Source organism: Pseudomonas sp. Root329 (genome assembly GCF_001424925.1).
GTDB lineage: Bacteria > Pseudomonadota > Gammaproteobacteria > Pseudomonadales > Pseudomonadaceae > Aquipseudomonas > Aquipseudomonas arabinosi.
In genome coordinates this window covers 62608-76208 of record NZ_LMCV01000013.1, presented here as the reverse complement: position 1 = coordinate 76208, position 13601 = coordinate 62608, and the positions used below count along the sequence as shown (strand labels likewise).

Annotated in this window: 14 protein-coding genes; 9 read left to right on the top strand and 5 right to left on the bottom strand. The window is 61.5% G+C overall.

Translation table 11 applies throughout. From position 1 onward, the window contains the following. Positions 1-147: 147 nt before the first annotated feature. From ASC74_RS13840 to ASC74_RS13830, 3 genes are all read right to left on the bottom strand, one after another. Positions 148-1353, bottom strand: a complete 1206-nt coding sequence (locus tag ASC74_RS13840) for a CaiB/BaiF CoA transferase family protein (protein ID WP_056741878.1) — start codon at positions 1351-1353, stop codon at positions 148-150. Between the two features lies 1 nt (position 1354). After that, positions 1355-2134 (bottom strand): enoyl-CoA hydratase-related protein, encoded by a 780-nt coding sequence (locus ASC74_RS13835; RefSeq protein ID WP_056741877.1) that lies wholly within the window; start codon positions 2132-2134, stop codon positions 1355-1357. A gap of 72 nt (positions 2135-2206) precedes the next feature. After that, entirely contained in the window at positions 2207-3346 is a 1140-nt protein-coding gene (locus ASC74_RS13830) for an iron-containing alcohol dehydrogenase (RefSeq protein WP_056741876.1), read from the bottom strand. A gap of 175 nt (positions 3347-3521) precedes the next feature. Between ASC74_RS13830 and ASC74_RS13825 the strand changes: the two genes are divergently transcribed. The 6 genes from ASC74_RS13825 to ASC74_RS13805 all read left to right on the top strand — a co-directional run bounded on the left by ASC74_RS13825 (position 3522) and on the right by ASC74_RS13805 (position 9283). Then, positions 3522-4445 carry a LysR family transcriptional regulator gene (locus ASC74_RS13825; RefSeq protein WP_056741875.1) on the top strand — a complete coding sequence of 308 codons (924 nt, stop codon included), beginning with the start codon at positions 3522-3524 and terminating at the stop codon, positions 4443-4445. Between the two features lie 185 nt (positions 4446-4630). After that, entirely contained in the window at positions 4631-5971 is a 1341-nt protein-coding gene (locus tag ASC74_RS13820; RefSeq protein ID WP_056741874.1) for a PQQ-dependent sugar dehydrogenase, read from the top strand. Between the two features lie 598 nt (positions 5972-6569). Beyond that, positions 6570-6938 (top strand): DUF6124 family protein, encoded by a 369-nt coding sequence (locus ASC74_RS13815; RefSeq protein ID WP_056741873.1) that lies wholly within the window; start codon positions 6570-6572, stop codon positions 6936-6938. Between the two features lie 245 nt (positions 6939-7183). Continuing rightward, positions 7184-7315: a hypothetical protein gene (locus ASC74_RS32385; RefSeq protein ID WP_269084619.1), complete on the top strand. Its 132-nt coding sequence runs from the start codon at positions 7184-7186 to the stop codon at positions 7313-7315. A gap of 16 nt (positions 7316-7331) precedes the next feature. Further along, on the top strand, positions 7332-8450 hold the full coding sequence (locus ASC74_RS13810) for an NAD(P)/FAD-dependent oxidoreductase (RefSeq protein WP_056741872.1): 1119 nt from the start codon (positions 7332-7334) through the stop codon (positions 8448-8450). A 236-nt stretch (positions 8451-8686) separates the two neighbouring features. Next, positions 8687-9283, top strand: a complete 597-nt coding sequence (locus ASC74_RS13805) for a DinB family protein (RefSeq protein WP_056741871.1) — start codon at positions 8687-8689, stop codon at positions 9281-9283. On the opposite strand, the gene ASC74_RS13800 is transcribed toward ASC74_RS13805, so the two are convergent. Together ASC74_RS13800 and ASC74_RS13795 are read right to left on the bottom strand one after the other, a co-directional pair. Continuing rightward, positions 9204-10124, bottom strand: a complete 921-nt coding sequence (locus ASC74_RS13800; protein ID WP_056741870.1) for a LysR substrate-binding domain-containing protein — start codon at positions 10122-10124, stop codon at positions 9204-9206. The genes ASC74_RS13805 and ASC74_RS13800 overlap by 80 nt on opposite strands. 115 nt (positions 10125-10239) lie before the next feature. After that, the gene (locus ASC74_RS13795) at positions 10240-11136 is read right to left on the bottom strand and encodes a LysR substrate-binding domain-containing protein (protein ID WP_056741869.1); all 897 of its coding nucleotides are present in this window, start codon (positions 11134-11136) and stop codon (positions 10240-10242) included. Between the two features lie 118 nt (positions 11137-11254). Here ASC74_RS13795 and ASC74_RS13790 point away from each other — a divergent pair, with 118 nt between their 5' ends. The 3 genes from ASC74_RS13790 to ASC74_RS13780 are packed head-to-tail and all read left to right on the top strand — an operon-like array spanning position 11255 to position 13509. Further along, positions 11255-12271, top strand: coding sequence for an aldo/keto reductase (locus ASC74_RS13790; protein WP_056741868.1), 1017 nt, complete (start codon positions 11255-11257; stop codon positions 12269-12271). A 2-nt stretch (positions 12272-12273) separates the two neighbouring features. Further along, the gene (locus ASC74_RS13785) at positions 12274-13071 is read left to right on the top strand and encodes an SDR family NAD(P)-dependent oxidoreductase (protein ID WP_056741867.1); all 798 of its coding nucleotides are present in this window, start codon (positions 12274-12276) and stop codon (positions 13069-13071) included. A gap of 27 nt (positions 13072-13098) precedes the next feature. Continuing rightward, positions 13099-13509, top strand: a complete 411-nt coding sequence (locus ASC74_RS13780) for an SRPBCC family protein (RefSeq protein WP_056741866.1) — start codon at positions 13099-13101, stop codon at positions 13507-13509. Positions 13510-13601: the final 92 nt, after the last annotated feature.

The following is a 13601-nucleotide window of genomic DNA, read 5'->3' as shown; positions in this document are numbered from 1 at the left end:
ATTGTTTTTGTAGTTGTTCTAAAAAACTGCGGATCGACACTGCTCCATGTGGGAGCGGGCTTGCTCGCGAATGCGGCTTCACATTCAACATTTACGTTGGCTGATACACCGCCTTCGCGAGCAAGCCCGCTCCCACAGTTTTTTGTGTTATGCCAGTGCCACCACGGCTTGGGTTCGAATCAGTTCGTCGATTTCATCCTCCGCATAACCGCTTTCTTTCAGCACTTCGCGGGTGTGTTCACCGAGCAGCGGGGCATGCCGACTGGTCGGCGGCGCAGCGTTGTCCATGTCGGAGAAATGAATCGGCAGGCCCATGCCACGTACCCGGCCTTCGGTCGGGTGTTGGGTCTCGACGACCATGCCGCGTGCTTCGGTTTGCGGATGAGCCAGCGCCGCCGCGATATCGAGAACCGGCCCGGCAGGCAGGCCGAGGCTGTCGAACAGCACCATCCATTCATCGGTGGTGCGCGCGACCAGGACTTCGTTGAGGATTTCCACCAGGGCCAGGCGGTGCTCCATGCGCAACGCGTTGCTGGCGAAGCGTGGGTCGGCTTCGAGTTGTGGCACGGCGAGCGCCTCGACCAGCCGTTCGTAGTTGGCCTGGTTGGCGGCACCAATGTTGATCCAGCCATCCGCGGTGCGGAACACCTGATACGGCGCGCTGGTGGAGTTGGCCGAACCCATCTTTGGCAGGATGGTGCCGTCGGCGAAATACGCCGCCGCCGGCCAGTACATCTGTTGCAGACCGGCTTCGAACAACGAGGTATCGACCATCTGCCCCAGGCCGGTTTTCTGCTTGGCAGCGTAGGCGGCGCAGATGCCGAGGGCGGCGAGAATGCCGGAGTTGATGTCGGCCACTGGCGAGCCGGCCTTGACCGGTTCACGCCCGGCTTCACCGGTCATGCTCATCATGCCGCTCATGCCCTGGGCGATCAGGTCGAAGCCGCCTTTTTCGCCAAACGGGCCACTGCGGCCGTAGCCGGAGATCGCGCAGTAGATCAGCCCTGGATTGAGGGTTTTCAGCGTTTCATAGCCCAGGCCGAATTTCTCCATGGTGCCGGCACGGAAGTTTTCCGTGACCACATCGGCGTCCATCAACAGGCGGCGCAACACGTCGCGCCCGCCCTCGGTTTTCAGGTTCAGGCCAATACCGCGCTTGTTGCGGTTCACCACCATGAACGAAGCCGATTCACCGCTGGCCATGATCGGCGAGAAGCGGCGCGAATCATCACCGCCCGGGACTTTCTCGACTTTCACCACGTCAGCGCCCATGTCGGCCAGCATCATTCCGCACACCGGGCCGGACATGATGTGAGCCAGTTCTACCACGCGCATTCCTGTCAGCGGTCCCATGTTATTTCCCCTTGAATTGTGGCTTGGCTTTCTCGATGAAAGCGTTCAGACCGATCTGAAAATCTTCGGTGTCGTAGCAGAAGTAACTCGTGTCAATCTGCTCGACGGTGGGTGCAACGCCGGCCTCAAGCTGGCGTGCGGCCTGGCGATGCCAGCGGGCGACGAGGGGCGCTCCATTGGCGATGCGCTTGGCGGTAGCGAGGGTTTCGGACTCGACCTCGGCATCAGGTACGACGCGGGTCACAAGGTTTTTTACGTAGGCGTCATGGGCGTCGAGAATGCGACCCTCGAGGAGAATCTCCAGGGTCGTCGAGCGTCCGGCCAGCGCCACCAGACCGGCCATTTCGTCATACGACATGACCAGCCCCAATTTGCCGACCGGTGCGCCGAAACGACTGGAGGTGCCGCAGATACGCAGGTCGCACAGCGCAGCGATTTCCAGGCCGCCGCCGACACACACGCCATGGATCATCGCGATCACCGGGTGTGGGCAGTCGGCGACAGCGCGCATGGCCGCCGAGGTGACTTCGGCATACTCACGGGCTTGTGCCAGGTTGGCGCGTACGGTCGGAAACTCGCTGACATCGGCGCCGGCGGCGAAGGCTTGTTCGCCAGCACCGCGCAACACGACGCAGCGCACGCTGGCGTCGGCGGACAACTCGGTCATGACATCACCCAGGTCCTGCCACATGGACAAGGTCAGGGCGTTCATTTTCCCCGGGTGGCTGAGGGTGACGGTGGCAAGGCTGTCTTGCCGGTCGATAAGGACGGTGGGCTTCATGATTGTTGCGCTGGCGTCGGTTCAACCGACGACGCGGCTGCCTCCTCATTTTTTATTGTTGGATTGCGACAGTTACAACGACTGCGCGAGCATCGACAGGTAGTCCGCGGACGATGCTTCGCGGGGGTTGGTCTTGTGGCTGTGATCGTGCAACGCGCCTTCGACGATGCCGGCGAACAGGCTTTCGTCGACGCCTATTTCGCTCAGGCGGGTCGGCAGGCCCAGGCGTCGGGTCATGTCTTCGATGGCGGTACCGATATTGGCGTCGGCCTCAAGGCCCATGGCATGTCGCAGACGTTCGAGCTTGCGTTCGTCGCGAACGGTAGGAGCATTGGCGTTGAAGTCCACGACCGCTGGCAGAAAGATCGCGTTCAAAGTGCCGTGGTGCAGCTTCGGATTGATGCCGCCCAAGGCGTGAGACAGGCTGTGCACGCAGCCCAATCCCTTCTGAAAGGCGAGTGCGCCCTGCATCGACGCGCTCATCATGTTCATCCGCGCTTCGCGATCACCGGGTTCGGCGGTGGCGCGCTCGATGTGTTCCCAGGCACGCCACAGGCCGTCGAGGGCGATGCCATCCGCCGCCGGGTTGAAGGCCGGCGCCATGAACGTCTCGATGCAATGAGCGATCGCGTCCATGCCGGTGGCGGCGGTCAGCATCGGTGGCAGGCCCAGGGTCAGTTCCGGGTCGCAGATGGCCACGCGAGGCACCACATAAGGTGAGATTACGCCCACCTTTCGACCGTCGTCGAGGATCAGGATGGCGCCACGGCCGACTTCGCTGCCGGTGCCCGCCGTGGTGGGAATGGCGATCAACGGCGCGGTGGCAGAGGTGATGCGATCCAGTCCGCCTTCGATCACCGCAAAGCTGTGCAGAGGACCGTCGTGCGTGGCGCAGACAGCCACGCCTTTGGCCAGGTCGATGGAAGAACCACCGCCGACCGCGATGATGCCGTTGCACTCGTCGAGGTGGTATTGCGCGACGGCTTCACGTACGGCGTGTTCGTTGGGGTTGGACGGGGTGGCGTCGAAAATCGAAGGGGGAAGGCTGGCGCCGAGGGCCGTGATGACCTTGTCGACGATGCCGGCATTGCGCACGCCGATGTCGGTGACAATCAGCGGCCGGGTAATGCCCGCACGCTCGGCTTCGGCTGCGAGATGCTGCAGGCTGTCGTAGCCGAACTGGATCTTGGTGACGTAATTGATGAGGGACATGATTCACCACAAGTTATACAGGATTGTTATTGTTGCAATCGGTCTGCGGCAGGAAGGCTTTCGCTCTCTGGTCAAACCCATTGCATTGCCTGGTTGTGGGGTGGACTATAGGGCCGTCGTGGCGAGCCTCGATACTGACAACTTTCGATACCTCTATAACTTTTAGTTAACCCTGATGACGCCCTCACTCAATTCGATCATGTCCCGCCTGCACATCAAGCAACTGCGCTTGTTGATAGCCCTTGATGAACACGGCTCCTTGCTGGGCGCGGCCAAACAGGTCGCGCTGACCCAGCCGGGCGCCAGTAAAGCCCTGCAAGAAATTGAAACCACCTTCGGCACCTCGCTGTTCACCCGTACTAACCGCGGGCTTGAGCCGAACGATGCCGGACGCTCGGTCATCCGGTACGCACGCTTGATCCAGACCGACCTTGCCCATCTGCGCGAAGAGATCATCGGCATCATGAGCGGAGAGGGCGGACGGGTGTCCGTCGGCACCATCATGGGCGCCGTCCCGCTGCTGACCACCGCGATCAGCCGGGTGATTGCCGATCACCCGAAGCTGTCCATCGAGATCGTCGAAGACACCAGCGCCGCACTGCTCAGCCAGCTTGACGCCGGGCGCCTCGACCTTGCGATCTGCCGTACGACCATCAGCACCACGCCCTACTTGTATGAGAGCTCGACCTTCGTCGAAGAAACCCTGGCGGTGATCGCCAGCACTCAGCATCCGTTCGCCTATGCCCGGCAGCTGTCGCTGAAGGACCTCGTGGATTACCGCTGGGTGGTCTATCGGGCCAACATGCCGATGCGTTTGCTGCTGGAGCGCGAGTTTCACGAGGCTGACCTGCGTTTCCCGGTGCACCTGCTGGAAACCACGTCGGCGTTTGCCACCCTGTCGTTACTTCAGGAAAACCCGACCCTCGTCGCGTTGGTGTCGACCGACGTGGCGAAGTTCTGCTCCGGCTACGGTTTCACCACCACGCTGCCGCTGCCCATCACCTCGCGCAGCGAACCTTATGAGCTGGTGTCGCGCAAAGGCGTGCCGGACTCGCCGGCAGCCAGGCTGTTACGAGAGGCGTTGTTGAACCCCGTTTGAGCTCAGGACCGGTTGAAACAGGCGCTTGCGATAGTGCCCGGCTTTGGAGGCGCGCATTCGTGCGTTTTAGGCAAATTTGATTTGCGAAAGACGCGGTGTTTGAAACGGACCCGCGCCGCGATACTTCGCCGGGATTTTGCCTGCCCAATAATTGGCCCATGGATGGCCGTTGCGAGGTTAGAACAATGAATGTGTCCAACCGACTTGCGCTCTTGATGACCACTGCCGCGCTGCTCACCGCGTGTGGTGAGTCTTCCAAATTGCCGTCTCAGGCCAGCGTCGGTCCGTCCCCGCAATTGCCTGAACCCACCACCTCGTTGATCCCTACGTTAAAAGTGTCCAAAGCGATCGGCTGGGCGGGTAGTGACATGCCCAAGGCACCCGCCGGTTTCAAAGTGACCGCGCTGGCCGAAAACCTCGATCACCCGCGCTGGGTGTATACGCTGCCCAATGGCGATGTCCTGGTTGCCGAGAGCAACCACCCGCCGATGCCGGAAGGCGCGACTGACGGTGGCACCGGCCCGATCGCCTGGGCAAAACGCACCGTCATGGGTTTTGTGATGGGCCGTATCGGCGCTGATGCACCCAGCGCCAATCGCATTACCTTGTTGCGCGATGCCGACGGTGATGGCCACGCGGAAGTCCGGAAGGTATTCATGACGGGCCTCGCCTCGCCGTTTGGCATGGCGTTGGTGGGCAATGACTTGTTTATTGCCAATGCCGATGCACTGGTCAAGGTGCCGTACAACGCGGGTCAGACCGAGGTGAATGCGACGCCGGTGAAAGTGACCGATCTGCCCGCAGGCATTAATCACCACTGGACCAAGAATGTCCTCGCCAACGCCGAGGGGACCAAGCTTTACGTCACGGTAGGTTCCAACAGCAATGTCGGCGAGAACGGCCTCGATGCGGAAGAAGGGCGCGCGGCGATTTGGGAAGTTGACGTCACAAGCGGCGACAAGCGCTTGTTCGCCAGCGGCCTGCGTAACCCCAACGGCTTGGCCTGGAAGCCGGGCTCGACGCAGTTGTGGACCGTGGTCAACGAGCGCGACGAAATCGGCAGCGACCTTGTGCCGGATTACCTGACGTCGGTGCAGGACGGTGCGTTCTACGGCTGGCCGTGGAGCTACTACGGCGATCATGTCGACACCCGTGTCGAGCCGCCGCGTCCGGACAAGGTGGCCAAGGCCATCGCGCCGGACTACGCGCTCGGTACCCACGTTGCACCGTTAGGCCTGACGTTCTCTGATGCCCGAGGCATGCCCGCTAATTTCGCCAATGGCGTTTTTGTCGGTGAGCACGGCTCTTGGAACCGTAACCCCCAGGCCGGTTACAAAGTGGTGTTCATTCCCTTCAGCGACGGCAAACCCTCGGGGCTGCCGGTGGACTTCCTGACTGATTTCCTCAATGCCGATGGTGAAGCGCAAGGCCGCCCGGTGGGCGTCACGCTTGACCAGCGCGGAGCCTTGTTGGTGGCCGATGATGTCGGGAACAAGGTCTGGCGCATCGCAATGGCCAAGCCCTAGATAAAGGCGCGACGGCTAACCCCGCAAGATTTGTGGTTGGCGCAGACCCCTGTGGGAGCGGGCTTGCTCGCGAAGGCGGTGGCACAGTCAAAAACACTGTCGCCTGACACACCGCCTTCGCGAGCAAGCCCGCTCCCACATTTGTTTGGTGCCGTTCGCAGGATTTGTGGCCGGCGCAGGTCCCCTGTGGGAGTGAGCCTACTCGCGATGGCGCCGGATCTGGCGCAGTGCATAAACATGTTTAACGACGACTGTTTAAAGACACTCGGTGTTACGTCATAAGCGGCTACAACGCCTTGCGTCGTTGCCTACGCGTACGCCAGAATCCGCCGGCTTGTGCGGCAATGGGGCGGGCTATATCGTTTCTCGGTCACTGAAAAACAGTGATCGGGTTTGGTAGCCCGCTACGAAGTCGCATGGCAACACCTGATGCAGTCTCTTTTCGGGACTCTGCTTTTATGGTGGTCATGCGTGGGGCTCCATTGTGAGCGCCGGGTTTTCCCAACTTCGACCGGTCTACCAACCCACGTATGGCCGCCACCCTTCGTTTGGTAGCGAGGGTGATGGCTCCTCAATATTGCAAGTTGGAGCTTCATCTATGTTCAAAGTTACGCCCAACCCCCCGAATACCGGTCCGATACCCTACGACGCCTTTATTGATCTTGACCCCAAGAAAATGAAAGAGGCGGCCGACCGCGCACTCAGCTTCTACCTCAACCCCGGGGCGTCGAAAACGCAGATACCGCCCCGCAAGCCCAGCACCATTTTCACCATCGATGCAGCGGTGGATGACGAAACGTTGCTCGTCGAGGCCTGTGAATCGTTGGCATCAGCCAGCGCCATGGTCAACGATCTCGCCGACGTAACGGACGGCCCGCGACGGCAAACGGTGCTGGTGCTGCAACGGGTGATCATGTTGGGTGAGTTAGCGGTCAATCGGGTTTTGGATAACCACAAGCCTGGCTAGCAGCCAGGCACTGTAGGAGCGAAGCTTGCTCGCGATGGCATCAGGCCTGACACGCCGCGTCATCGTTCATCGCGGGCAAGCCTTGCTCCTACAGCACTCGCATCACTCGTGACAATCCAGAACAAATGTATTGCCCATTCCTGTCTGTTTCCCACATCAACCCGGTCGCCATCGCGGGCAAGCCATGCTCCTACGAAAAACAACGCCCTTGAATCGAGAACACACGGATATGGTTGTGCCTTCCCTTGGCAGCATCGCTGCACGCTTGCCTCGTCATCGGGTCGTACTTTCTGGTCCTGATCTTCTTCGTGGTCATGGCCATGCTGCTGGCGATATTCTCCAGCCTGATCGATTATCGGGAACGAGGGCTGGCGTGAAAGGAGCGGAGGGCAGGTGAGCGTCGATATCGAATGCGTGGTGGTCGGGGCCGGAGTGGTCGGGCTGGCGGTCGCCAGAGCCCTGGCCCGCAGCGGGCGGGAAGTGATCCTGGTCGAGGCGGGCGAGGGCATTGGCGTGGGCATCAGTTCGCGCAATTCGGAAGTGATCCACGCCGGCATTTACTACCCGAGCGGCAGCCTCAAGGCGCAAGTGTGCGTGGAGGGCAAGCAACGCCTTTACGCCTTTTGCGATGAGCGCGGCGTCGATTACCAGCGCCTGGGTAAGCTGATCGTGGCCACGGATGACGGTCAGTGTGCGGCCTTGCAGAAGTTGTTGGCGCAGGGTCGCAGCAACGGCGTCGATGACCTGCAATGGCTGGACGCCGAACAGGCGCGGGAACTTGAACCGGCAGTGTCCTGCGTCGCTGCGCTCTGGTCGCCGTCTACCGGGATTGTCGATTCCCATGCCTTGATGCTGGCGCTTCAGGCGGATGCCGAGGCCAGCGGTACGTCGCTGGTTTTTCATACGCCGCTGGCGTCGGCCCGTTGCACCGAGCAAGGTTTCGAACTGCAGATGGGCGGCGCCCAACCGATGACCTTGAGCTGCCGCGAGTTGATCAATTGCGCCGGACTGTCCGCGCCTGAGGTGGCGAGCCGGATTGAAGGTCTGCCGTCGCAACACGTTCCCGAGGCACGATTGTGCAAGGGCAGCTATTTCAGTTTCAACGGCCGGGCACCGTTCCGGCATCTGGTGTATCCGGCCCCGGAAAGCGCGGGGCTGGGCGTGCACATGACGCTCGATCTGGGCGGTCAGGCGCGCTTCGGGCCGGACGTCGAATGGATCGATCACGTCGATTATCGTGTGGATCCACGCCGAGCCGATGGCTTCTACGAGGCGATCCGGCGCTACTGGCCGGCATTGCCTGATAACAGCCTGCAACCCGCCTACAGTGGCATCCGCCCGAAAATCACCGGGCCGACCGAGCCGGCGGCCGACTTTGTCATCAGTGGTCCGGCCGAGCATGGTGTGCCTGGGCTGGTGAACCTGTTCGGAATCGAATCACCGGGCTTGACCAGTTGCCTGGCGCTGGCCGATCGGGTGACGACGATATTAGCCACACCACGACCGGTGTAGCAGCTGCCGAGCCTGCGAGGCTGCGTTCGGCGGCGAAGCCGTCGCCAATTCAGACTCTGCGGTTAATCAGGTAAACCGCGTGCACAGGATTCACGACGGCTTCGCCGCCGAACGCAGCCTCGCGTTGCTCGGCAGCTGCTACACAGGTCGCGAAGTGACCGGTAATCAGCGTTTGCAATGCCGCTCGCCCTGAGGGCTATGCTTGGCAGTGCGCCCATCACAATGGGAGACCTGCGATGATTAACGTACGCACTGCCCGCATGCTTGCCGATTACAAACGCTGGGCCAATCAACGCCTCTTTGACAGCCTGGCCGCACTGCCGCCGGGTGAGGTCAATAAAGAGCGCGTGTCGGTGTTCAAGAACATGATCGGCACCCTGAACCACATCTACGTGGTGGACTGCATCTGGCGGGCCCACCTCGAAGGCCGAGGGCACGGCTTTAAAACTTCACACGATCTGCTGCATCCCGACCTCGCCGAGTTGCGCCTGGCGCAAAAGGACATCGATCACTGGTACTGCGACTGGAGCGAACGGCAGACCGATGCCTCGCTGGATAAACCCGTCGAGTTCAGTTTTGTCTCGGGGGAAAGCGGCATCATGAGCGCCGGCGCGATACTGATGCATGTGGTCAATCACGCCAGTTATCACCGCGGCTGGGTGATCCAGATGTATTTCGAGATTCCGGTCATGCCACCGGTCACTGACCTGCCGGTGTACCTGCGTGAGACCGATCCCGCATCTTTCCAATCGATTAATGCCCCGGCAGCGGCGCCGACATGTGTTGGGAAATTCGCGAGCGCAACCAACGTTCTGCCGGATCGTTATCGTTGACCCCGTTCCAGACCATGGACAGTTCGGACAGCACGATGTCAAACGGCGGGTCGTCGGCCCGCAGCTGGCTGCTGCCTTCGATCAGCGCGCACGCCGCGTAGTCCGGCACCGTGGCGAGCATATCGGTGCCGGCCAGCAAGGCGCGCAGGCCGGCGAATTGCGGCACCGCCAGCACCACCCGGCGTGAGCGGCCGATACGCGCGAGGTCGTTGTCGATAGCCCCAGTCAGATCCCCGGAAAACGACACCAGCGCGTGAGGGCGTTCGCAGTATTCATCCAGGGTCAGGGTGCCGGGCCGGTCATCGCCGCGCAGGATCTTCACGCTCAGGTCACGCAACTTCTTGCGCTTGGCGTTGGCCGGCAGCTCCGTGGTGTAGCTGATCCCGACGGAAATCTCCCCGCTGGCCAGCATCGACGACATCAGCAGGAAATTCACCCGACGCACCACCACCACAACGTTCTGCGCCTCTTCGCGTATTTGCTTGAGCAGCGGCGGAAACAGGCCGAACTCGGCGTCGTCGGACAGGCCGATGCGAAACACGTCGCGGCTGGTGGACGGGTCGAAATCCTTGGCCCGGCTGACCGCGCCGGAGATGGTGTCCATCGCCGGCTGCAATTCCTTGAGGATCGCCAACGCGCGCTGAGTCGGCTCCAGCACGCGACCGTTACGCACCAGCAGCGGGTCATCGAACAGGTCGCGCAACTTGGCCAATGAGGCACTGACGGCGGGCTGGCCGAGAAACAGCTTCTCCCCGGCCCGGGTCAGGTTCTTTTCGAACATCAGGGTTTCGAAAATCACCAGCAGGTTCATGTCGACACGGCGCAGGTCGTTGCGGTTCATGCGGGCTTCTCGCTGGGTTTCGGAATCTTTTCAGTAAAGCACCAAACCCTAGTGAGCAAATAAACGACGATGTTCGATCGTTAACCGATCGTTCCCACGCGGAGCGTGGGAACGATCAATGGGGGCCCGGTTCCGTCAGCACTTTCCTGAACGTCTCCACCAGCGGTCGCAAATTGATCCGGTGCCAAGCGGCCCACAGCGGTGTGGTGAAGGAAATCCACGGCACTTCCCGCAGCACCACGCCCGGCGGTGCGTTGCGGCTCAGGCCTTTCTGGATCATTGCGATGCCCAGCCCCGATGCCACCAATCCCAACGCGGTAAACGGTTCAGTGGCTTCCATGCGAATGTCTGGGGTGAAACCGGCGCGGATGCAGGCGCTGACGAAGTCGTCTCGGCTGGCGGCGTCCTGGCGGGGTTGCACGCCGATCCATTCCTGATCGGCGAGGTCTGCCGGGGTCAATGTTGGGTTGTTCGCCAAAGGATGATGTTCGGGCAGGGCCAGCAGCATCGGATCGTCCAGCACCTGGAAACCCAACAGGTCCGGGTCGTCGGCGACGGGCGGTTCGCTGACCAGTGCGATATCCAGACTACGCTGACGCAGGCCTTCGAGTTGTTCGGCGGAATTCAGGTTGTACAGCGCGACGTGCACGTTCGGCCGGTCGACCCGCAGCACCCGCAAGGCATTGGGCAGGACGCCGGCGTGCATGGCGTTCTCGATGTAGCCGATGCACAAGCCGCCTTCTTCGCCACGGCCGAGGCGCTTGCCCAGGGATTCCAGGCGATTGGCGTGGGTCAGCAGGGCACGGGTTTCGGCCAGGAAAGTCTGGCCATCGCGGGTCAGGCGAATGCGTTGCTGGCTGCGTTCGAACAGGGTCAGCCCCAGGCGCTCTTCGAGTTGGGCGATCTGCCGGCTCAGGGGCGATTGGGAAATGTGCAGGCGTTCGGCGGCGCGACCGACGTGTTCTTCTTCGGCGACGGCGACGAAGTAGCGCAATTGGCGGATGTCGATCATGTCAGACCTATAGGGACTCAAGTGCTGCGTATTATGTCTTGGACGGTCCGATCATCGCAATCTAGGATCTGCTCAACGGTCACCTCTGATGACCCCTGACACTCAAGAGGAAAAACCCATGAGCTTGAAAGACAAACTACCTGGCGCCCTCGGTTTCGGCACCGCCCCATTGGGCAACATGTTCCGCGCCATTCCTGAAGAAGAGGCGCTGGCCACCGTCCACGCTGCCTGGGATGCCGGCGTGCGTTACTTCGACACCGCGCCGTTTTACGGTTCGGGCCTGTCGGAAATTCGTCTGGGCGCCGCGCTGGCCCAGTACAACCGCGATGACTATGTGCTGAGCAGCAAAGTCGGCCGGGTCATTCTCGATGAAGTCGAAGACACTGCGGCCCGCGATTTGGGCGAGAAGAGCGGGGTGTTCGAACACGGTCGCCCGAACAAGATCGTCAACGACTACAGCGCCGACGCCACGATGCGCTCCATTGAAGACAGCCTCAAGCGCCTGCAAACCGATCGTCTGGACATCGTCTGGGTGCATGACATCGCCCAGGACTTCTACGGCGATCAATGGCTGGAATACTTCAACCAGGCCCGCACCGGCGCCTTCAAAGTGCTGACCCGCTTGCGCGAAGAAGGCGTGATCAAGGGCTGGGGCCTGGGCGTGAACAAGGTCGAACCGTGCGAACTGACCCTTGATCTGACCGAAGCCCAGCCGGACGGTTTTCTGCTGGCGGGTCGCTACACGCTGCTCGACCACGACCGTGCCTTGCAACGTCTGATGGACGCCGCGTTGGCGCAGAACGTCGAGATTGTGGTCGGTGGTCCTTACAGCTCGGGCATTCTGGCCGGTGGCGCGCACTTCGAATACCAGAAGGCCAGCCCGGCGATCATCAATAAAGTCGAGCAGATCAAACGCATCGCTGCCGCGCATGGCGTCGACATAAAAGCGGCTGCGTTGCAGTTCTCCCTGGCTAACCCGGCCGTGGCGGCGGTGATTCCAGGTTCCAGCCGTCCGGACCGGATTGCTGAAGACGTTGCGGCGATGTCGGCCGTCATTCCCGCCGCTTTCTGGCAGGCGATGCGCGACGCGAAACTGGTGTCCGAACGTGCGCCATTGCCAATTATTGGAGGTTGAGCATGAAAATCGATCTGACTGGAAAACTCGCCATTGTCAGCGGCAGCACCGCCGGCATTGGCCTGGGCATCAGCAAGGCGCTGGCCGAATCCGGCGCCACGGTGGTGGTGATCGGCCGTGAGACGGCCAAGGTCGAACAGGCGCTGGCGAGCATTCGCCAGAGCGTGCCGGACGCGCAGTTGCGTGGCCTGACCGCAGACCTCGGCACGGCCGAAGGCGCCGAGTTGTTGTTTGCCGCCGAACCGCGGGCGGACATCCTGGTGAACAACCTCGGGATCTTCAACGACGTGGACTTTTTCGACACGCCAGACAGCGAGTGGACGCGGTTTTATGAGGTCAACGTGATCTCCGGCGTGCGCCTGTCACGGCATTACGTGCCGGACATGGTCAAGCAGGGCTGGGGTCGGGTGATCTTCCTGTCCTCGGAATCCGGGATCGCCATTCCGGCCGACATGCTCAACTACGGCGTGACCAAAAGCGCCAACCTGGCGGTATCCCATGGTTTGGCCAAGCGGCTGGCGGGCACCGGGGTGACGGTTAATGCGATCCTGCCTGGCCCAACGTTGACCGATGGCCTGGAGCTGATGCTCAAAGACGCCACCGCCAAATCGGGGCGGAGCGTTCGGGAAGAAGCCGATGCCTTCGTGCGCAAGGCCCGGCCGACCTCCATTATCCAGCGCGTGGCAAATGTCGAGGAAGTCGCGAATCTGGTGGCCTACATCGCCTCGTCACTGTCGTCGGCCACCACCGGCGCGGCTTTGCGGGTCGACGGTGGCGTCGTCGACAGCATGGCGATTTGAACCTTATTGATTGAGAGAGAACATTTCATGGCAACTGCATCAGCGTTTATTGATATCCCGGCGACCGCCGACCAGGTTTGGCAATTGATTGGCGGCTTTAACTCGCTGCCGGACTGGCTGCCGTTTATTCCCAAAAGCGAGCTGAGTGAAGGCGGCCGGGTTCGCAGCCTGCAAACGGCGGACGGGGCGGTGGTGGTTGAGCGGTTGGAGGCGTTTGATAACGCTGGGAAGACTTACAGTTATTCGATATTGCAGGCGCCGTTTCCGGCTACTGACTATCTGGCGACCATCAGTGTTGAAGCGCAGGGGCAGGGCGCGCGAGTGACCTGGTCTGGGCGATTTGCACCTGTCGGTGTGAGTGACGAGGAAGTGGTGGCGCTGTTTACCGGTATCTATCAGGGTGGCCTGGAGGCCTTGCGCGCCAACTACCCGGCCTGACCCTGAACTGATCGTTCCCACGCTCCCAGTGGGAATGCCTCAAGGGACGCTCCGCGTTCCAGCTCTCGAAAGGGACGCGGAGCGTCCCGGGC